16 protein-coding genes and 3 pseudogenes are annotated in these 19,899 nt (G+C 50.3%); 7 read left to right on the top strand and 12 right to left on the bottom strand.

Annotated features, from left to right (window positions below; all coding sequences use genetic code 11):
• Nucleotides 1-900 precede the first annotated feature (900 nt).
• The gene (gene ompC / locus F7Q90_RS20900) at nucleotides 901-2,028 is read left to right on the top strand and encodes a porin OmpC (RefSeq protein ID WP_006119981.1); all 1,128 of its coding nucleotides are present in this window, start codon (nucleotides 901-903) and stop codon (nucleotides 2,026-2,028) included.
• A 31-nt stretch (nucleotides 2,029-2,059) separates the two neighbouring features.
• Here the strand turns inward: ompC and F7Q90_RS26760 are convergent, their stop codons facing one another.
• Together F7Q90_RS26760 and F7Q90_RS20895 are read right to left on the bottom strand one after the other, a co-directional pair.
• Nucleotides 2,060-2,215, bottom strand: coding sequence for a hypothetical protein (locus F7Q90_RS26760; RefSeq protein WP_006119982.1), 156 nt, complete (start codon nucleotides 2,213-2,215; stop codon nucleotides 2,060-2,062).
• A 147-nt stretch (nucleotides 2,216-2,362) separates the two neighbouring features.
• Nucleotides 2,363-2,476 carry a hypothetical protein gene (locus F7Q90_RS20895; protein WP_006119983.1) on the bottom strand — a complete coding sequence of 38 codons (114 nt, stop codon included), beginning with the start codon at nucleotides 2,474-2,476 and terminating at the stop codon, nucleotides 2,363-2,365.
• Between the two features lie 145 nt (nucleotides 2,477-2,621).
• Between F7Q90_RS20895 and apbE the strand changes: the two genes are divergently transcribed.
• The 3 genes and pseudogenes from apbE (at nucleotide 2,622) to F7Q90_RS20880 (ending at nucleotide 6,056) form a co-directional block, all read left to right on the top strand.
• The gene (gene apbE / locus F7Q90_RS20890) at nucleotides 2,622-3,662 is read left to right on the top strand and encodes an FAD:protein FMN transferase ApbE (RefSeq protein WP_006119984.1); all 1,041 of its coding nucleotides are present in this window, start codon (nucleotides 2,622-2,624) and stop codon (nucleotides 3,660-3,662) included.
• A 13-nt stretch (nucleotides 3,663-3,675) separates the two neighbouring features.
• A complete protein-coding gene (alkB, locus tag F7Q90_RS20885; RefSeq protein WP_006119985.1) occupies nucleotides 3,676-4,317 on the top strand; it encodes a DNA oxidative demethylase AlkB in 642 nt (213 codons plus the stop codon).
• Between the two features lie 85 nt (nucleotides 4,318-4,402).
• Nucleotides 4,403-6,056, top strand: a pseudogene (locus tag F7Q90_RS20880) (multidrug ABC transporter permease/ATP-binding protein).
• Nucleotides 6,057-6,218: 162 nt separating this feature from the next.
• Here the strand turns inward: F7Q90_RS20880 and F7Q90_RS20875 are convergent.
• Both F7Q90_RS20875 and F7Q90_RS20870 read right to left on the bottom strand, forming a co-directional pair.
• A complete protein-coding gene (locus tag F7Q90_RS20875) occupies nucleotides 6,219-6,422 on the bottom strand; it encodes a hypothetical protein (protein ID WP_006119987.1) in 204 nt (67 codons plus the stop codon).
• A 288-nt stretch (nucleotides 6,423-6,710) separates the two neighbouring features.
• Nucleotides 6,711-8,111 carry a mechanosensitive ion channel family protein gene (locus F7Q90_RS20870; protein WP_006119988.1) on the bottom strand — a complete coding sequence of 467 codons (1,401 nt, stop codon included), beginning with the start codon at nucleotides 8,109-8,111 and terminating at the stop codon, nucleotides 6,711-6,713.
• Here F7Q90_RS20870 and F7Q90_RS26925 point away from each other — a divergent pair.
• The 3 genes and pseudogenes from F7Q90_RS26925 (at nucleotide 8,110) to arfA (ending at nucleotide 11,658) form a co-directional block, all read left to right on the top strand.
• Nucleotides 8,110-8,316: a hypothetical protein gene (locus F7Q90_RS26925; RefSeq protein WP_044242209.1), complete on the top strand. Its 207-nt coding sequence runs from the start codon at nucleotides 8,110-8,112 to the stop codon at nucleotides 8,314-8,316. The genes F7Q90_RS20870 and F7Q90_RS26925 overlap by 2 nt on opposite strands.
• Before the next feature lie 395 nt (nucleotides 8,317-8,711).
• Nucleotides 8,712-10,102: pseudogene (locus F7Q90_RS20865) on the top strand (glycoside-pentoside-hexuronide (GPH):cation symporter).
• Between the two features lie 41 nt (nucleotides 10,103-10,143).
• Nucleotides 10,144-11,658 (top strand): arabinosylfuranosidase ArfA, encoded by a 1,515-nt coding sequence (gene arfA / locus F7Q90_RS20860; RefSeq protein WP_006119989.1) that lies wholly within the window; start codon nucleotides 10,144-10,146, stop codon nucleotides 11,656-11,658.
• A 684-nt stretch (nucleotides 11,659-12,342) separates the two neighbouring features.
• Here the strand turns inward: arfA and F7Q90_RS20855 are convergent.
• The 8 genes and pseudogenes from F7Q90_RS20855 to F7Q90_RS20825 form a co-directional block, all read right to left on the bottom strand.
• Entirely contained in the window at nucleotides 12,343-12,870 is a 528-nt protein-coding gene (locus F7Q90_RS20855; protein ID WP_006119990.1) for a hypothetical protein, read from the bottom strand.
• A gap of 37 nt (nucleotides 12,871-12,907) precedes the next feature.
• Nucleotides 12,908-13,588, bottom strand: coding sequence for a DUF2213 domain-containing protein (locus tag F7Q90_RS20850; protein ID WP_006119991.1), 681 nt, complete (start codon nucleotides 13,586-13,588; stop codon nucleotides 12,908-12,910).
• A 53-nt stretch (nucleotides 13,589-13,641) separates the two neighbouring features.
• The gene (locus F7Q90_RS20845) at nucleotides 13,642-14,214 is read right to left on the bottom strand and encodes a hypothetical protein (RefSeq protein ID WP_006119992.1); all 573 of its coding nucleotides are present in this window, start codon (nucleotides 14,212-14,214) and stop codon (nucleotides 13,642-13,644) included.
• Nucleotides 14,215-14,273: 59 nt separating this feature from the next.
• Complete coding sequence (locus tag F7Q90_RS20840) at nucleotides 14,274-15,293, bottom strand: hypothetical protein (protein WP_006119993.1); 1,020 nt, start codon at nucleotides 15,291-15,293, stop codon at nucleotides 14,274-14,276.
• A gap of 13 nt (nucleotides 15,294-15,306) precedes the next feature.
• Nucleotides 15,307-15,480, bottom strand: coding sequence for a hypothetical protein (locus tag F7Q90_RS26755; protein WP_006119994.1), 174 nt, complete (start codon nucleotides 15,478-15,480; stop codon nucleotides 15,307-15,309).
• A 163-nt stretch (nucleotides 15,481-15,643) separates the two neighbouring features.
• A complete protein-coding gene (locus tag F7Q90_RS20835; protein ID WP_082999261.1) occupies nucleotides 15,644-17,542 on the bottom strand; it encodes a hypothetical protein in 1,899 nt (632 codons plus the stop codon).
• A gap of 230 nt (nucleotides 17,543-17,772) precedes the next feature.
• Complete coding sequence (locus tag F7Q90_RS20830) at nucleotides 17,773-17,997, bottom strand: hypothetical protein (protein ID WP_082999260.1); 225 nt, start codon at nucleotides 17,995-17,997, stop codon at nucleotides 17,773-17,775.
• Nucleotides 17,998-18,172: 175 nt separating this feature from the next.
• A pseudogene (locus F7Q90_RS20825) lies at nucleotides 18,173-19,618 on the bottom strand (DUF5906 domain-containing protein); the annotation flags it as partial.
• Between the last annotated feature and the right edge of the window lie 281 nt (nucleotides 19,619-19,899).

The following is a 19,899-nucleotide window of genomic DNA, read 5'->3' as shown; positions in this document are numbered from 1 at the left end:
ATGGAGGCGAAGCGCCTCAAGGAGCCATGTCCGGTGTTTCACGCGATAGTGTCCATTAAAAAATGATGGACACTATTTTCCCGGAACCGGAGCCCGCTGCACAGACGGTTTAAATGTGACGCTTACAAGTGATCTACTATTCCGAGCAGTTATTTAGCTGGTTTCGGTCCGTGATAAAATACAGGGGAAACTTTGTAAGAGGCGCGGGTTAATTTGGCGAGGGCGAAGCGGCATAAGTGACGAATAATTCAGCACTTAGCGGTGCTATTTTCCGCACAGCTGACCAGACACTGAATAGCAGGCAAAAAAAAGCCGGGCAATATGCCCGGCGCTTAATTAGCATTTAAGAAATCATTCGGGGGTGAATGAAGATAAGAAATAAATGATGATAGCGGGTGTAATTATAGGGATTATGGGAAAGATGTTTTATCATTGAGTGCTTAGGAATATTCCCACTAAAATCATAGGAATAACTATTATTAAGTAAGGGATTATCAATTTGTGCTTTATTTTTTATCACTCTGTGCGGCTAATTAGTTCCATAATATTCATATCCTGAAATAAATTTCACAGTTAAAGAAACCCTTTCTGAAATTTCGTATCATTTTAGCGATGGATTATTACGCTTGTTGAAATAATAATGGGCCTTCAACCGATTTATCATCGATCAGCAGTGGCAAATATAAAAGGCTTTGGGCTTTGTTGAATAAATGGATTTTATGCTGTGGTACTATGAAAACGGTTGTTTCAGATAACATAAAATCAATGCATTACATGCTTGCGTATGACGGTGTTCTGTCTGGCATCAGCGTTTTCTACCAAAACAGTGCAGACAAAACAGAATGATTACCTATTATTCAACAAAGCCAATATAAAAGGCACATAACAGAGGGTAATAAAATGAAGCGTCACATTCTCTCCCTGGCGATCCCGGCTTTACTCGCAGCGGCAGGATCGGCAAATGCGGCTGAAATCTATAATAAAGACGGCAATAAATTAGATTTATTTGGCAAGGTAGACGGCCTGCACTATTTCTCGGACAACGACAGTAGCAATGGCGATCAGTCGTATGTGCGTTTTGGCTTCAAGGGTGAAACCCAGGTTACCGATCAACTGAGCGGCTACGGCCAGTGGGAATACCAGGCCGCGCTCAACAATTCAGAAGCCCAGGGAACAGCTGACAGCTATACCCGTGTTGGCTTTGCCGGGTTAAAATTCGGCGATGCGGGCTCATTCGACTATGGCCGTAACTACGGTGTCGCTTACGACATTGGCGCGTGGACAGACGTGCTGCCTGAATTCGGTGGCGATACCTATGGCGCGGATAACTTTATGTTCCAACGCGGTAACGGCATGGCAACCTACCGTAACAACGGCTTCTTCGGACTGGTCGATGGCTGGAACTTTGCGGTTCAGTATCAAGGCAAGAACGATAACCCCACTGAAACGTCAGGCGGTCGTGATGTGTTGGGTGAGAACGGCGACGGCTGGGGCCTGAGCACCACGTACGATCTGGGATCGGGCTTCGGCATCGGTGCCGCGACCTTCCAGTCCGATCGTACTAATAACCAAAATGGTAATGCGCCAGGCATTCTGGGACGCGGTGATAAAGCTGCAGCCTATACCGGTGGCCTGAAATACGACGCCAACAATATTTACTTGGCCGCGATGTACACGCGCGCCTATAACGCCATCAGCTTTGGCGACAGCACCAGCGGCAACCAGGCGAACACCGCTTACGGATACGCCGATAAAGCCGACAACTGGGAACTGGTGGCGCAGTACCAGTTTGATTTCGGTCTGCGTCCGTCTCTGGCGTACATCAACTCACGCGGTACTGATGTCCAGAACTGGGGCAAACAAAATCTGAAGAAATACGTCGACGTAGGGGCGACTTACTACTTCAACAAAAACATGTCGACCTATGTTGATTATAAAATCAACCTGCTGGACGATAATGACTTTACCAAAGCGGCCGGTATCAATACCGACGATGTGGTGGGTGTAGGACTGGTTTACCAGTTCTGATAAGAGCAGGGAGCGCTATGCGCTCCCTGCGTTATTCCTCACCCACCGAGGCTGGCGGATGGTTTTCGTCTGACGGCACAAGAACGTTGCCGTATCTCGCCCCTTCAAACGCCACACCTGACAAGGTAAACGCGGCGTAACTTAACCAGCGTTGTAACGCCGTCATTCCGATTTCTGGCTTTTCCATCCTCTCTCTCCCGGCAACGCAGATAGCATTACACGTGCAGGATTCATGCCAGTCCGACCGCTCTCATAGCCACGGACATCTCGCCCGTTTTGCTACAATGGCCGGCGATTCAGGGGAAGAGAATGACCTTTGATGGTGCAGACGTGATCAACGACGGCGTAGATAAGTCGTAACCATGTGGCGGTGACGGCGTTGTTGCCAGGTTTTATAACTGCCAATAACGAACAGGCCCAGCGCAACGGCAAGGATTATATAAATCATCTGTTGCTCCTTATGCTTACGCCCTCAGTATTGAGGAGAACGATCCAGTCTGTGCGACTCACTCAGCTTTATCAACCAGTTTTAATTTAATTTACTTAATGTTTATGCTTTGAAACAGGCATAAAACGCCCGTTATGGATGAATAATGATGAGAAGTAAGATTAATCTGCTGTTAGTGACGGCGGTCCTGCTGGTAGCAGGATGTGATCATCACGCATCAAAAACCAAAGACGGAATGGTGCTGGAAGGGAAAACGATGGGAACGGTGTGGCGGGTGAGCCTGGCGGGCGTGGATGAAACGCGTAAAGCCGATCTGCAGCAGCGCATTCAGCAACAACTTGATGCCGACGATGCCGAACTTTCAACCTGGAAGGCTACCTCCGTGCTCTCTCGCTTTAATCAGAGCCGCGCCACCACGCCGCAGCCGGTGAGTGAAAACATGGCTGATATTGTGACGATGGCTTTACGTATCGGTAAAAAAACAGCAGGTGCCATGGATATTACGGTGGGACCGCTGGTGAATTTATGGGGGTTTGGGCCGGATAAACAGCCCGTGCATATTCCCGATGATCAACAGATTGCTGCGGCCAGAGCGTTGACCGGCTTACAGCATTTGCGCGTCATACAGGGCAGCAACGGACAATGGCTGCAGAAAGATCTGCCAGGCTTGTATGTTGACCTCTCCACTATGGGCGAAGGATTTGCCACCGATCATCTGGCTCGCCTGATGGAGCAGGAAGGCATCAATAACTATCTGGTGTCGGTCGGGGGAGCCGTTTTATCCCGCGGAATGAACGCGCAGAACCAGCCGTGGCGGGTTGCGATTCAAAAACCGACCGACAGAGAAAATGCGGTTCAGGCCAGAGTCGATCTGCAGGGCCATGGGATCAGTACGTCGGGGAGCTATCGCAACTATTATGAACTGGACGGCAAACGCCTCTCCCACATTATTGATCCGGCCACAGGCCGGCCTGTCGATCACAAGCTGGTTTCGGCAACCGTGATTGCCACGACCGCGATGGAAGCCGACGGCTGGGATACCGGGCTTATGGTGCTAGGCACAGAAAAAGCCAAAGCGCTGGCTCTGAAAGAGAAGCTGGCGGTGTACCTGATTACGAAGGAAGGGGACAAATTTGTGAGCTGGATGTCGCCACAATTTACCGCTTTCATTATTCCATCTGACTGACAGAGAGAAACGCATGCTGGATCTGTTTAGTGACGCTTCACCCTGGCAGGAACCGCTGGCGGACGGCGCCGTGATATTGCGGCGACGTGCCCGCGATCAGGCCGACGCACTGTATGAGGCGATCATGACGATTGCGAAGAGCAATCCGTTTGAACACCGTATTACGCCGGGAGGATACCGCATGTCCGTCGCCATGACCAACTGTGGTGATTTTGGCTGGTCCACGGATGCGCGCGGCTACCGTTACAGTGAGCAGGACAGCACACATCAACGCCAGTGGCCTGCGATGCCGGAGACGTTCCGGCTACTGGCCCGTCAGGCGGCAGAAGAGGCGGGCTTTCCGGCGTTTAATCCGGATGCCTGCCTGATCAACCGCTATGAACCTGGGGCAAAACTGACTTTGCATCAGGATAAAGACGAGAAAGATCTGCTTCAGCCGATCGTTTCTGTGTCGCTGGGGTTGCCTGCTGTATTTCAGTTTGGTGGTTTTGAACGCAGCGATCAGGCGCAGCGGGTGCTACTTGAACACGGCGATGTGGTGGTCTGGGGCGGCCCGTCTCGCCTGCGTTACCATGGAATATTGCCGCTGAAAGCCGGTATTCATCCGCTGACTGGCGCGTTCCGCTATAACCTGACATTTCGCCGGGCGTTTTAACGTGCGCAAGTTAGTGCGAATAACTATTACTATCATTTGCCATCACTTTACACTGCAGGCTCACTGGATTGCCGGGTAAGGTTTTATGGCGTTGTTACAGGTTGTTTTTAATCAGTATCGCTGGCCGTTTATTGGCGTGATTTTGCTCACCCTGCTGAGTGCGGCATTGGGATTAGGCATGATTGCGTTTATTAACAGCCAGATGATTGTTGCGGTGAATACCTCGCTAAGCGTGTTGCCGGCTTTTCTGGCTCAGGTCGCGCTGCTGATGGCGGTGACCCTGGCCTCACAGCTGTCGCTGACCTGGCTGGGGCATCAGTTTGTCTGGCGGCTGCGCGGCGAATTTATCAAACGTATTCTGGATACGCGCGTGGAGCGCATCGAGCAAACAGACAGTGCGCAACTGCTGGCAGGATTAACCAGCGATATCCGGGCCATTACCCTTGCGTTTGTGCGTCTGCCGGAGCTGATTCAGGGCAGCATTATCACGCTGGGTTCAGCGCTCTATCTTGCCTGGCTGTCGCCGAAAATGTTGCTGGTGACCAGCGGCTGGCTGGCTGTGACGTTGGTGGGCGGCTGGATGCTGGTTTCCCGGTTTTATCAGCACATGGCGAAACTGCGTGAAGTTGAAGACAACCTTTACCGTGACTACCAGACGGTGATTGAAGGACGTAAAGAGCTGCAGCTTAACCGCGCGCGTGCCCGACTGATTTATGACACGGTTTATCAGCAGGATGCCCGCGCTTACCGGCACCACATTGTGCGCGCCGATACTTTCCACCTCAGTGCCGTCAACTGGTCCAATATAATGACGCTGGGTGCTATCGGCATGGTCTTTTTCATGGCAAACAGTCTGGGCTGGGCGAACACGGCTGTCGCAGCAACGTTTTCCCTGACGCTGCTGTTTCTGCGCACGCCGCTGCTGTCGGCGGTAGGGGCCTTGCCGACATTGCTCAGCGCGCAGGTGGCCTTTCGCAAACTCGCGCTGTTTGAACTTGCACCTTATCAACCTGATTTTCCTGTCCCCGCAGCAACAACTCCGTGGCAAACGCTTGAGTTGCGCGACGTCACCTTTCATTACGGTGAAAACGGGTTTCGGGTGGGGCCGGTCAACCTGACGCTTCGTCGTGGCGAACTGGTGTTTTTGATTGGCGGTAACGGCAGCGGTAAGTCGACGCTGGCGATGCTGCTGACAGGTCTGTATCAGCCCCAGTCCGGTTTTCTGGTGATCGACGGTCAGCCGGTCGATGCTGGCGACCGGGATGCCTGGCGGCAGCATTTTTCAGCCGTCTTTACCGATGTGCACCTGTTTGATCGCCTGATTGACAGTCAGGGCGAACCGGCTTCGCCTGCCCGTGTCCAGCTATGGCTTGAAAAGCTAAAAATGCAGGACAAGCTGAAGATTGAGGGGAATAAGATACTTAATCTGCAACTGTCGAAGGGGCAGAGCAAAAGACTGGCGTTACTGTTGGCGGTGGCGGAACAACGCGACGTCTTGCTGCTGGATGAGTGGGCCGCCGATCAGGACCCGCATTTCCGCCGGGTGTTTTACCGCGAACTGCTGCCTGCGTTGCAGGCGGCGGGCAAGACCGTCTTTGCAATCAGCCATGATGATCACTACTTCATTCATGCCGATCGTCTGCATGGAGATGCGCGATGGCAGGCTGTATGAGTTAACCGACAGTGAGCGCGAACGGGCCACGCAGGATGCGATAAAGCTTACCGACACCGGCTTGTAGACGCGTGGCAGCCGTTGCCGGCGCATCGACGATTAACGGAAATAAGACAAAAGATAAAGCCGCTCAAATCAGCGGCTTTTCAATGTTGGGTTGGCGTTTTCAGCTTCCACTCAGGCCTGACAGTGCCAGAGCCAACAACGGTGGGTTGGTCGCTTGAGATAATCAATCATTGGGTGGGATGGCAAAGTTTTTCAGTGACACAACAAAGTGGTGTTGGCCTTTACTGATGCGCGCACCGCGATCGCACCACTGACTTGCCAGACGGAAGAAATCGTCACAACCGATGTCGTATGCCAGCTCCACCTTACTGATGCCTGAATGCAGTAAGTCTTCTGCATCCTTCAGGTTCTTAGCTTTGATGACCATATCTGTATCCTCGATTTCAGGAAGCAACAGAATAAGTTATTTTTATTACAAAATTGTTTCAATTTCATGAATGGCTGTCATATTTGCCCGTTTTGTGAAGCCACAAACACTTTGCATGTCACGTTAACCCAATGACTTTTTTCCTGAATCTCCCTTTCAGGCCTTTTTCTGGCAAGCCAGAGGGAAACCGCCTCAGCATTGCCCGACTGACTATCCGCTCATTGCCATGCTATCTGTTCTGCGTTTTCCGCTTTCACGGTTGGGGTGGCTTTGTTGAATAATAGGTAATCATTCTGTTTTGTCTGCACTGTTTTGGTAGAAAACGCTGATGCCAGACAGAACACCGTCATACGCAAGCATGTAACGCATTGATTTTATGTTATCTGAAACAACCGTTTTCATAGTACCACAGCATAAAATCCATTTATTCAACAAAGCCGGTTGGGGTTCACTTTCTGCTGCTTGCCGGACAGGCCCCTGCGACAGAAAACTGAGATCGCTGCCGGACGGGCGCTGATAAATACGTAATGAAAAAACGTTAGCGATGGCATAGATATATTCAAAGATTGCCGACTGCGTATTTTCATAGTCCACCCAGAGTACGGAGGAGGTAAAGCAGTAGATCTCAATCGGTAACCCTTCGGCTGACGGTTTCAGCGATCTCACCACGATATACATGTCTTTGTGGATATCCTCCCGCTGTGTCAGCCAGGCAGTAAGATAGTGACGAAAGACCATCAGGTTAGTCATGCCGTTTTCAACAAACCAACGGTCACCGACCGCGCTCAGTTCCCGACCATCCATCAGCTTTGACAGTTGTTCGCTGATGCCGCGGACCTGGACCATCGGCTCCAGCATGGCATGATCTACAAAGCGTATTGACGTTTGATCAAGGTAGAAACTCCGCATAATGCGTCGTGCCCCGGAGGAAAACATTGCCTGCCAGTTGGTGTACGTTTCGGTCAGAAAGGTTTTTGTGGGCACACGCGAAAGTGTATTGTCCCAGTTACGAATGGTGATGGTGTGCAGCGCAATATCAATGACCTCGCCACTGATATTATTCGCGGGCAGCTCAATCCAGTCGCCAAGCTGTAGCACGTCATTCGATGAGAGCTGAATATTCGCCACCAGTGGTAACAAGGTGTGCTGAAAGACCAGCATCAGAACCGCTGCCACGGCACCCAGACTGGAGATGATAATGGCTGGCGACTTATTCGACATAATGGCCAGGATCATTATCGCAGAGATAATGTGGACCAGAATCTTACCGACCTGAATATAGCCCTTGATTGAATGATTTTTACGTTTTGATTTTTTGACATAGGAGATGTTCACAATCTCCAGTACTTCATTAAAAAACAGCGACAGATAAACCATAAATAAAATGCCGCAAATGGTTTTTATGGCGATTAACAGGTGCTCGGGCAGGTCCGGCATAAACTGCAACAGGAAGTAGACCGTGATGACCGGAATAAAATTGGATAGTTTTTCAGACAATCTGACATCTTTATCCAGCGGCACCTGATTCTTGTGACTGCTGAAGAACACTTTACGCACCACTCTGACCACAAAAAATTTGCATATCAGATGGGCTACCAGGCCCGCGACAATCAACACCAGGAGGTTAACAGCAATAGAACGGGCGGGTTTATTCTCGATAAAGTGTTGTATGTCGTTAAAATAATTCATGTTAATCGTAAGCCTGGAAATGTTGCTGGTATTCAACCACAAACCTGTTGATGGCGATAAGCGTAGCGTGCGCCTGCTCTTCGCGCGACCGCGGTTAAATAAATTGTTGTTTGTGCCTGAACCTAAGCCGCGCGGCGACAGCCAGGAGGTGATGACCCTACTGTTGTTGACGTGCGCGGCTATCTGTTTCAGCGTGGGTCGTTAACCGCGATGTTTTGTCGATGCATCGCATTGTCTCATGAAGGTGAGTGCGGGTAACGCGCGGAGGTCTCCATCGCAACAAACCGCATTGCAGATTAAGGCAGGGGAGAGGCGAATCAGAGAAGGAATAATATCGTCGGCGTTTTTCTCCTTTGCACAGGAAAGGTGATTAGCGTCGGGTTTTATACTTGCAGAAAATTAAATTTTTGATGGTGACTGACGCGTATTAACCAGGCTGCTGTCGGTTTTATCCCAGGCGAGATGATGGCTGAATATATGCCCATATACGCTGAATACATGGAATATATGGTTATTATTTTGCTTATGAGAGCGTTATCGTAGGTTAAAAATACCTCTAAAACATATGCTTATCGCCACCTCTTTTCAGGAAGGTGGAAAATGAAAACGCACATAACGTCAACCATTCATGCCGATTACGCTGTTCAGTCAGACCGCTCGGGTCGTGTAGGCTTTATTGAGAAGGCCGGATTTGGGGCCGGTGATGCAGCCTGTAATATGTTGTTCAACCCGATAACCCTGTTCCTGTCATTTTTTTATACGGATATATTTGGTCTGGCTCCGGGCGTGGTGGCGACCATCTTTCTTGTTGTCCGTTTTGCAGATGCGATTTTTGATCCTTTTTATGGCGCCTGGATTGATAAAACCACCACACGCTGGGGGCGCTTTCGTCCTTCGCCGTACCGTTTGCCATGAGTTGTATGGTGATGTTTTACACGCCCGATTTGCAGGGTAATGCAAAGATCCTGTATGCGTTTATTACCTATCTGATTTTGTCACTGCTGTATTCCGGTGTGAATATTCCGTACTGCTCGCTAGGCGGTGTTATCACCACCAATGCGCAGGAGCGGGTGTCCTGTCAGCAGTTTCGTTTTATGGGCGCTGGCTTTGCCAGCTTATTCTGTACTCTGACATTGTTGCCGATGGTGGCTTTCTTCGGTAATGGCAACCGGCAAATGGGCTTCTTTTGGGTCATTACGATTTTTGCCGTGATTTCCCTGTTCCTGTTTGTCTTTTGCGTGGCTACGACACGGGAGCGCGTGATCCCCAAAAGCAACGCCGGGGATTCCATCTTTAACATTATCCGGCAAATCATGAAAAACGATCAGTGGGTCGTCTGTGTCTTTGCCATGTTCCTGGATTGTATTCCATCGTTTGTGCGCGGGGCCGCGTGTATTTATTTTGCCAAATACGTGATGGGGCTAAACGATTATTATGCCACGCTATTTCTGAGCACCGGGATTGTCGCCGGGATTCTGGGTTCCTATATCACACCGTATTTCACCAACCGCTGGTGCAAAGTCACCGTTTACCAGGCATGCAAAGCTATCGCGTTGATGATGTCTGTCGGGTTCTTTTTTCTGCCCGCGCAGAGTGTGCTGGTGGTCTTTGTCTGGTTCTTTGTTCTGTCAGTGATTCATCAAATTGGCGCGCCCATTCTGTGGTCGTTTATTGGCGATGTGGATGACTATGGCGACTGGAAAACGGGTAAACGTCTGTCCGGCATCTGTGCCTCCGGTAACCTGTTTTCACTCAAAATTGCGCTGGCCGTCAGTGGCGCGATGGTGGGGGCCGTGCTGTCGGTTACCGGTTATCAGGCCAATGTCGCCATTCAAAAAGCTAGCGCGATTGCGGGCATTTATACGCTGATGGTCTGGATTCCGGTCGTGGGTTATCTGCTTTCTGTGTGGCTGGTCCGCACGCGCTACATACTGACCACGGCCAGAATGAAAACCATCGAAGACGACCTGTTATCGACGCATCCTGAGTGAGCCTCTGCGCGTTCGCCACAGAGAAGACAGAAGGGGAGAAAATGATTAAGTACTTTTTTCAAAAACAAAACTACATCGGCCAGGTCAATGACGCGCTGTACGGTTCTTTTGTGGAACATCTTGGACGTGCGGTCTACAGCGGTATCTATGAACCCGGTCATGTCACGGCGGATCGGCACGGTTTTCGTCAGGATGTGGGGGCCCTGGTACAGGATCTGGGGATTAACACCGTACGCTATCCTGGTGGCAACTTTGTCTCCGGTTACAACTGGCGAGACGGTATTGGGCCGCAAGCTGAGCGTCCGGTGCGGCTGGATTACGCATGGCTTACCAAAGAGAGCAATCAGTTTGGCATTGATGAGTTCGCGACCTGGTGTGAAAGCTATGGGCTGACGCCCATGATTGCCGTAAATCTTGGCACCGGCACGCCGCAGGAGGCCGGTTACTTTATTGAGTACTGTAATGTGGCATCGGGGACCGCGCTGAGCGATTTGCGTATCCAGCATGGTCGGGCAGCGCCGTACAATTTTAAACTCTGGTGCCTGGGTAACGAGATGGACGGTGACTGGCAAACCGGGCAACTGAGTGCAGAAGATTACGTGAAAAAAGCCCGTGAAACGGCAAAAATCATGCGCTGGGTCGATCAGGATATCAGGCTGGTCGCCTGTGGCAGTTCAAACTCGTTACAGGCCAGTTATCCGGAATGGGATCGCATCGTTCTGGAAGGGCTTTATCATCAGATCGATTACCTTTCCTGCCACCACTATTTTGAAAACAGCACCGGCAATCCGCAGGACTTCCTGGCGTCTTTCCAGCGAATGGATGATTTTATTCATACCATCACGGCCACAGCCGACTATGTGAAAGCCAAACTGCGTAGCGATAAAAAAATGATGCTGTCGTTTGATGAATGGAATATCTGGTCCATCGAAGGCGAGCCCTGGCAGGATTACTTCACCGATCCCGCTAATCGCTACCAGGAAGCACCGCCTTTACTTGAGCAGTCTTACACCTTCCTTGACGCGCTGACGTTTGGCGGGCTGATGTGCTCGTTACTCAATCACTGTGACCGCGTAAAAATGGCTTCTCTGGCCCAGTTAGTTAATGTGATTGCCCCCATCTTTACCCGTCCGGGAGGCGAGGCCATTCGCCAGACGATCTACTGGCCTTTCCAGATGGTGAGCCATTGCGGGCGAGGGCATGCCTTACGCTATTTTGCCAATGTTCCCACCCTGAATACGGTGCACGGCGAAACCCGGCAGATACAGAGCGCGGCGGTGTACAACGAAGAGAAACAGCAAATTGCCTTCTTCGCGCTCAATATGCACGAGCATGATGCAGCGGATGTGGCCTTTATGCTCGATGGCTTTGGTGAAGGGACGATAGCCGAACACAGCATACTGGCAGGTTATGCGCTGGACGCAAAAAACACTTTTGCTCAGCCCGACAACGTGGTGCCAACGTCACGCACGCTCACTGAGGCTGAACGTCGTCAGATGCAGGTGACGTTGCCGCCGCTGAGCTGGAACCGGGTGCTGATTGATCTGCGGGGCTGAATACAGGCCGGGCCGGCCAGGTTGGCGGGCCCGGAGACAGACATAAAAAAACCAACCGTAAAGGTTGGTTTTTCACGAGAGAATGTGAATTGCGATTTTAATTCATTGATTATGTTGTGTTAATTTATTTTATGTTTATGGTCGTATAACTAAACGTATAGCTAAAGGAAAAAGCCATACCGTTATTTGTTTGTTTTCTGACCTATTCCACCGTTCTACAGATCGGTAAATTACGTTTTTCTGCTCCCCTATAAAGAAAATCGCCATTTTTGCTGTCCCACCTGTACCACTTCAACAAATCCCTTTACTGGCGGGGCTTAGAGGCGGTACAGGACATAAAAAAACACCAGTTACCACCCGTCCCAGCCTGTACCACTATCCGGGGGAACACAGGCCCATTGATAGCTCTTACCCCCTGAAAAGCGGATCATTCCGGATCGGCGAACTTGACACTTTTCCCCCAGACCTTAACAAAACTTAGCATCGCAACTTGACACTTTTTGGCGTAATGAATGCTATGAATACACTGCAAAGCCAGTAATGGCATGGGTTGTAGAAAGATTGGCTCTTTTATAGAAGAGGGAAAAAGCGGAAGTTTTTGGATCGGACAGCTTTACACTTTTGGGCGGGGAAAGTGTTAACCTGCCGTTTCGTTTAGCCGAGTGCGGTTGACACTTTGACGGTTTATCTATGGTTGCCTCTCGCCCGTTCGGCCAGGGCAGACATTCCGGCTTCGCTCCAGTAGTCCACATCGTCCGGGTGCATGGCAGCAACGTAACAGACTTCACGTCTGAGCAAAGAAATCGCCAGTTCGGCATTCTGAAGAAAATCATACTGCTGAAAATAATGCTCTGCGTCACCATCATCAAGCCAGACACCGCCATCATCCAGAAAATCTATTTCCCAGTTCAGTTCACTGGCGGCATCCCGGACACGCTGCATAATCTCGGCGTTATTTACTGGTGCCGGCTTTTTTCCATCACTGGCTCTGACTGCCTCCCAGAACTGCCCCCATGTCATTTCGAGAGTACGATTAGCCCAGGGATCAGCCGCCGTTTCCGCTACGTCTTTCGGGGGCTGCTGCTGGCGCTCCGTTGCGGCCACGTCGATTTTACTCCCTGACATAACGATTTCGCCTTTCTCTATCCAGTCATAAACCGCCTGGCGGCTTACACCACGATGTTTCGCATACGCTGATTTACTCATTAGCATAGTTATCTCCAGTGCAGGAACGGCCATACAGCGAGGCTCACGCCGCTGTAAGCTTCTCCAGTTCGGTGAGACGTTCAGAAAGTTTATCCAGCGTTGCATTTGCGGGTTTGAGTGCTTCTGCCATTACTGCCGTCACCATTGCGGCCAACCGTTCGCCTTCATCCTGGCTCGTTACTTCCACGCCCGTTGGCTGGCCGTCTTTATCCCATACGCCCAGCGGCACCAGCGCAACGTGATCGATAAGATATGGCACGCCCTCGATAAGGAAATTATTATCGTCGCCGGTTGCGTTCGGAACATCCGCACAGCCAGAATCACCACAAAAAATCACTGACGGGCTGGTAGAAATACCGTCTTTTTCCTTCTCGATGTAATCAATAATTTCTTTGCCATAGATGCGGCAAACCGCCCACACCTCATCACCCCGGAGATATGGCAGCATCACGGTACCCACGATCCGGGACTCAGTACCCACAGCATCCAGCTTTCCACCTTGCGGATGGTCGATAATGACCGGAACACCCACGCACCGCTCCAGAAATTGCGCATTCAGGTATATCCGTGGATCGCGCCAGACGTGCTCTTTATCATTTGCCCGGAACGCCAGGCCGGTGCCAGTGATACGCATATTCACCAGCCACATATTGGTGAATTTATAAGGTGAAGGCAGCGCCCCATCACGGATTTGTTTTGCTGCATCTATTTCGGTTAAAAGCATAATCGGTGTCCTGTAGATAAAAAAGCCCCGGCTATGTGCAGGGGCCGGGGGGATCAATGAAGGCCGGTATTGATTTTGACGAGGCGGCGCGGCGGCGTTTTAAATGCATTCAGCCATACTCTCATATCGCCCTGATATTCGGTGATGCGGCGGCCAGCTTCATCCATGCGAACGGTCTGGTGCAGATAGCCGGGGGTGTTTTCCAGCGCCCAATCCACACTCTTAGTCGCTTCCTGATAAATCTGGTCTTCCAGCACAGAAAGCGTGGCTGAATCAGACACAGCACGGATATTCACATCGTGGAATTTCTTCGCCAGCTTCTGGATACCCATCAGCGCACGTTTACGGTAATCCATCGCCTTTTCACCAGAGAAAGGGGCTGGCGCACGCTTGCCAATGGCAACATAGGCCGAGTCCGCTTTCACCTGCGCATCGGTCATACTGCCTTCATCTTCATCGATTGCCGCTGTACGACCGGGTTCATTCCCGTCTGCTTTCTTCAGGTCAGCACCCTGCATTTCAGAGAGCACATTCAAAATTTCGCTGTTATCAACACCGTGCGACTCGGCCATGCTGCCGATTAGCTCCAGGAGTTTTGCCTTTAAATCTTCTTTTGGTACTGCCATCTTCATATCCTCAGTTATTTAATAAATTACACGCCTGATATAGCAGGGCGTTTTCTGCATTATTGAACGCTGACCTGATTCACCGCTTCGTAAATAGTTACCCACGAGTTACTACTATCAGCATTCAGAAATGATCCGACATGCCTTACCCCGATTATCTGGAAATTACCGTTGAAATTGACTTTGTCACGTTCTCGTGACCATGCTGCTGAACGGTCAGTGTTAACGGAGAGAATGGAAGCAGGACCAGAAATAACGTCTGAAGGCAAAGTGACAATATCGCCATTGCGTATATCATAGCGAAGCGGACATTTGAAAGTGACGGCGTTGTAGGCAATCCACGTAGGCTGACCAATCAGTTCATGAGGCAGGATAGATGTTTCATTGCTAAACCCCTCCCCTACATTATCAAACACTCTGATATTCCGACCGAAGAATGACACCTGAACGCCAAGATATTTGTCAGAATTGATAATCGCTTTTGAGTAGCTTCTGAGGACAGTTGCCAGAGTCTCCGGGCGGCTATATACCCCCGGTGCATCTTCCGGTAACACCAGCCTGTCGCTAATGCTGATTTCAACATTGAACCCACGGCTTTTGGGAAATGCCAGATTGAAAGCCCGTCGAAGGACATCACTGAGTTTTTCCCCTTGTTTCCCGTCAATGGTCAAACTGAATGGTGTGCCGTTTTCTTTCAGTAAAGGGGTCGGGTTAACGGAGAAATTAAGCGTTTGATTCGTACCAATCCAGTTTGCAAACGGGTTATAAATCTCACCACTGACGATAATCCCCGCCTGATGTGGATTCGCCAGAGGCAGTCCATTTTGAAATCCTGCCGTCAGCGTCACGAGACAACCGCTGAGATTCACAGACTGTCTCAGCATTGATAGCGGGAGGCCGTAGATCGTAATCAGCGTTCCACTACCGCACACATCATATCCAAAAATAGGAGCATCAAATTCAATGTGAAGCCCACGTCCAGGCGTTTCTGATGTGTCGAATGGCCCTATTGGCGTTCCGTCAGAAGCAAGCGGAATATTTCCGTTTTTATCCCTTATTTCCAGTCTGTAGTAACGCATTAACTACCTCGCTTCATGCGTGCTGAGTCATGGGGTGGAGGGCTTTATCCATCAGTCGGCGGGCAACTTCATGAATGCTGGGGGCGATACCAAGAGGGGAATTACTTCGCTCTTTCTCCTGCAACTGGTGGAGGGCATCAATTTGTTCTTTGGTGAGCAATACGGGTTTTACATTCGGGCTTCGCATGGTGTTTTCTCCTGACGATTACAACAATCATCATTGCATAATCTGAAATGATGATCCATTATGTTGCAGTTATCGCAAGATAACTTTCTCGTCTATTTCACCTTTGCCGCCTCACCTGCGGTGTAAGCAAAAAGCCCCGGAGCTGCTATCTCTGGGGCTTTTTTTATCGTGGAATGACCTGTCCGATAAGTTGAGCGTTGAAATCCGCTCCGGGGTTTTGTACTACCTCCAGTCTGAGCGGCTGTTGCGATGCCCCTGGATTGCTGAATGGCTGACCATTCCTGTTCATCGCCATTGCTTTAAGCACTTCATCATTACTTACTGTGCTCGCTGCTGGCCCGTTCTCATGGTTGATGATGCCGACAATCAGGCGTTTAATTTGCTCATTATTGGACGGTTCAATCTGTTCATTAATACCCATCCCGGTAAACTGAGACAGGTATTTTTTGTAGGCCACAGTGTCATTGTTGTCCTTCTTCGGGGCATAAATATCCATGATTTTATCAATCGTGTTTGTGCCACGTTTCAGATACAAACCAACCTGTCGATCAAGTGCTGCAATACCAGCGACCATCGACGGGAACTGAGCAAACCGGGCGTTAGGGCCATCTTCCAGCTTCGCGCCATATTGCCCGGCAAAATTCAGGTTTCCGGGATTGTTATTACGCAACCCACGCGGTAACTGATTATTACTGTAATTAGCCCATCCACCAGCAGACCAGCGCTTAGAGAGATCGGGAAACAGGTTATTACCTATAACCCCTCCAATCCCTCCGAGGGTTTGCCCCGTAGCCTTAATCAGCCCCCAGAAGCTGGTATCCTTTTTTTGGTCCTGTGAATATGGGGGAATAGCGGGTGCTGTCGATGTGGCCGGATGGCCCTGCATGAAATAGCTGGTCTTACGGGCTTCTTCGACTTTTGATCTCGTGGGAAAATTACTGCCTCCCCCGGCAAATCCAAGCATCCATTGTGCAGCCTTGCCGAGGGCTTTTACGATGGCACTGACGGTATCGGCAAATGTTTTTAAATCCCTCTGGAAATCATCGCTTCCCAGCCAGTTTCCCAGCTTCTCCAGACCTTTTCCGATCGCGTCAAACAACGCTTTCCCGTTCCGGCCATTAACAAAACGGTCAATGCTGCTGGTCAGACTGTCAGAAAGTTTGATAATCGGCCCGTTAAGCCTGCTTAGTGCGGTCAAAAACGAGTTGGTTATCCGCGATGAGTTGGACAGGAAATTCGCAGATACATCCTGATACCCCCTCATAACATCGGGACTCATCTGCGCATCAAGGCTTTTGGACTGATCGGCATACTGCTGCTTCAACTGCGGTAGCATACTGCTGTTTGCGGCTATCTGATTAAGATCACCTGCTCCAATCCAGTTAACGCCCATACCTTTAAGCGCCGGCAGCGCATTTTCACCGTATTGTTTCTGCACCCGATCAATCGCCGAAAGAAAATCAGGCAAATTTTTACCAGGAGAATTCTGCGGGTTCAGTCCCAGGGCACTGATTGCTCGTGATTCCTGGCTGGTGCGATCCTTCTGGGCGGTGGCCAGCGCCTGCATAATGCTGCTGGTAGCCGTGAAGCGTGTGCCAAATACGTTCTTCGCCGCCTGCTGCTGTCCCGTAGTAACGTTGTTCCCCTGGGCTGATTTATACTGCTCTGCGACACGCTGCGCCATGTAGCCATAGCCAAACGGCCCGGCAACGCCAAGAGCCGCTATTTTTGAACCCCATGATAACGTTGTGGTAAACAATCCTTTCAGGGTCGTGGTCGTGGTGGATAGAGTTTTATTGATCAGGCCGAAAGTTTTTGCGGTGGCCTGAGCCTCTTTATTCAACCCTTTGAAAAACTTATCCACGCCGGAAGTAAATCCAGCATCCTGTTTTTTCCCGCCTGTAGTTGCTGGCGGTTTAAATGCTGGCTGTTGCGGTACCGAAAAACCACTCGGCCCGATGGACAGAGCAGCCTTAAACTTATCTGATATTTCCTGTAGCTTTCTGATCTTCTCGTCGTCGAAGTCCAGCGTCAGTACGGGCAACCCGCCGCTATTCACCATAAAATCATCTCCTGTTTCATATCATCAACCGCGGCCATCCACGGCAAAGTACAACAGCAATAATGATTTCAAATATTGCAACAAACAAGATTGTTATTTCATTAATCGCAGCATTAAATGCCCGGACATAAAAAAGCCCACGCTTTCACATGGGCTAATTAACAGAAGGCATCAACGGTATCAGGTGGTAGCTGCGTTACTCATTCAGCGTATCAGGCAGTGATCCAGGGTCATTTTGTTGTTTCTCTGATTTCCGCTGCCAGGTCTGTTGGTTCTATGCAGCCGTCGCGGGTTGCCACACACGGCAGAATAAGTTCAACTCTGTCGCCGTCAATGCTGATTTCCACATTCGCCCAGGCTGCTACGGGTCGCCAGCCTGATTCATCTTCAAGGCGTAATTGCCAGCCCAGAGAAGGAGCCAGCAGACGAACTTTATAAAACGGTGTGCTCATCATTTTTCCCCATCCTCCTGCAAACTGAATATCCCGCGATTACTGGTATAGGTTGGTACAGGTCTGGTATAGATATTTGAAACACCTGTACCAGTATATGTATTTGTTTTTTGAAGGCATTTTATTAGCATGGTATCGGTGGTTCAGGTTGTGTCTGTTTCTTTCGTGGGGATAGTGGTTAAAAAACATCGTAGCCTCCCATGCCAATCAGCCGGGCAAATGCCTGATGAAGCTCTTCGGCGTCCGGTAGTTCGTAGAAAATCCCTTGTCCTCGATCTGCGCGGCCATGCTTTTTCAAACCAAGCTGGGCGAATGCTTTCCCCACCAGAGAACGGGCAGCGGTATCTTTAACTTTCTCCCCGCGTTCCTGAGACCACAGAACAAAACGGTTAACCATATCGCTGGCAAAGAGCCGGGCTTCCCCGTTGAACGGAGGAACTTTAATCAGCTCGCTGTACAGAAATAACTCAACACCGGAAAGCCCCTGTAATATCTCCTCACGCAGAGCATCAGTCTGTGGCGCTCGCTGTGCATCAAATCCCGAAATATCGACGCTTAACAGGTAGGCCAGCAGCTTCCTCGCTCCTGAGTTCTCCAGCCAGGTATGCAGCTTGTCGAAATACTCCCGGCTCTGCGCCTTCTCTGGTGTCGGCTCAAGCACCAGATAACGGCGTTCACGAATACCCGCCTGTAGTACCTGCGTGCTGTTACTGGCGAATATCAGCCGGGAGAAGTTTGGCATCGGTTCAGCGTCGATCCCCTTACGTTCAAGGTTAAACGTCGGCTCACTGATAATGGCTTTCAGGCGGTCGGACTCAGAAGGCTTGCGGATCGTGACTTCATCAGCGAACACCAGCAGTTTATTCGCCAGGATAGAGTTAAACCGCCCCGCAATATGCCCCGCGCCGTTGATATGTGCAGCATACTGGCCGAGGATTTGCAGCAGGGGTTTCACCGTTGTACCTTTGCCCGTTCCGGGAACGGACTTCATTACAATGGCCACGGCGGGCTTTTCGTCAGGTTTCTGGATGATGTGCGCCATCCACTGGATCAGGTAATGAAATGCTTCCACGTTGCCGGCACAAATCACATGCAGCAAATGATCAAGGTATGGCGAACAATCCCCCTCCACAGGCTCTAGCGCCAGCCCTTCAAACATATTGAATACATCGCCCGGACACTTATCCGGAACCGGGTAAAATCCAACACCGCCGGGCTTATAATTTTTCCCCGCCCACGACTGCCACGCCGTACCAGCAAGCTTTCTGGCCACACGCGGCTTATGGTGAAAATAGTGCTGAAATTGCGCCAGATCCTCGAATACATGTGTTACTCCACCAGCCTGAGAGGGTTTCAGCGATACCACTTTGTGCTTGCCGCCAATGGTGACATGGGTAAAGTCCCTGTTTATCTCTTTCAACATAGCGACTTCTTCAGGGCTGAGTGCTTCCCCGGTAACAAGCTCATCCAACACCGCATAATTTCTCGTTGTCCGGTTAATCTCAGCAACCAGGCTTTCACCACGTTCAGCCTGTTCACGAACTCTGGCTAAATATTCTCGCCAGTCCTCAGGCTCATTGTCCGGAATTCCCTTGTACAGTTTCGCATCGATCACTCCGGCTAAATAACTGCTCGGAATAGTAGATCACTTAGAGGGAACTCAGTCCGGTTTATGCGATCTGATCAATCGCTGAATATCCCAAATCACCAGCCGGACTGAGCAATGTCGATCATAGCACCAATACCCAGAACCGAACGACGCCTGATGCAGAAAACTAGTAAGCGTCACATTTAAACCGTCTGTGCAGCGGGCTCCGGTTCCGGGAAAATAGTGTCCATCATTTTTTAATGGACACTATCGCGTGAAACACCGGACATGGCTCCTTGAGGCGCTTCGCCTCCATT

Source organism: Pantoea stewartii subsp. stewartii, assembly GCF_008801695.1.
In the GTDB taxonomy this organism is placed as follows: Bacteria; Pseudomonadota; Gammaproteobacteria; order Enterobacterales; family Enterobacteriaceae; genus Pantoea; species Pantoea stewartii.
This window is presented reverse-complemented; position numbering and strand designations above follow the sequence as displayed.